Genomic DNA, 813 nt, shown 5'->3' with positions numbered 1-813 from the left:
AAGATTTGCAGTTTACCGTCTTGGTCTACTGAGGCTTTCACTAGGTCAGTTTGACCGTTAATGTAAGTCGCAAGCTCTTCGATATCGTCACCCGCTTTTGCGCTGATGTTGATTTCTTGCTCTTGGCCGTAGCTGTCCGTTAGGTTGATTTTTAGGTCATTCTTGCCTTGGGCAACGTTCCAATCTTTACCTTTACCACTTTCAGCTTGGTAGCTTACACCGCCCATCATTTTGTTGTCTGAGCGCATGTCTTTTAGCTCAAGCATCACTGCTTCACCGTTATCCGCACCGATTTGGAACGATTTCGCACCGTGTGTGCCGTTTAGTAGCTTGTTACCACCGAAAGAAGTGGTTTCTGCGATACGGTTTAGTTCGTCGTTTAGCGCCGTCACTTCTTCTTGAATCGCAACACGTTCTGCTTTCGAGTTTGAACCGTTTGCTGATTGTAGAGACAAATCACGCATACGTTGAAGAATATTAGTGGTCTCATTCATTGCACCTTCAGCAGTTTGTGCAATCGAGATACCGTCGTTCGCGTTGCGAACCGCTACATCCAAACCACGGCTTTGTACGTTCAAACGGTTCGAGATTTGTAGACCCGCAGCGTCATCTTTTGCGCTGTTGATTTTAAAACCTGAAGACAAACGTTCCATAGAAGTTTGTTGAGCTGAGTTTGCGTTGTTTAGGTAACGCTGAGCGGTCATCGCTGATACGTTAGTGTTTACATTCACTGCCATGGTGATTTCTCCAATTGATTTTCCGGTGTAGCGGTTTCCGACGTCTCGGAAAACCAAGTAGTTCTCTCAAAGTTAC

At 45.6% G+C, this 813-nt stretch carries 1 protein-coding gene; it reads right to left on the bottom strand.

Annotated elements, in window-relative coordinates; all coding sequences use genetic code 11:
* Positions 1-737, bottom strand: a 737-nt coding sequence (locus tag R7R78_RS25445) for a flagellin (protein ID WP_225474538.1), incomplete at its 3' end; no start/stop codon positions are given.
* Positions 738-813 lie beyond the last annotated feature (76 nt).

Source organism: Vibrio sp. 2134-1, assembly GCF_033339495.1.
The sequence above is the reverse complement of the archived record's forward strand: the minus strand, read 5'-3'. Positions and strand labels throughout refer to the sequence as shown.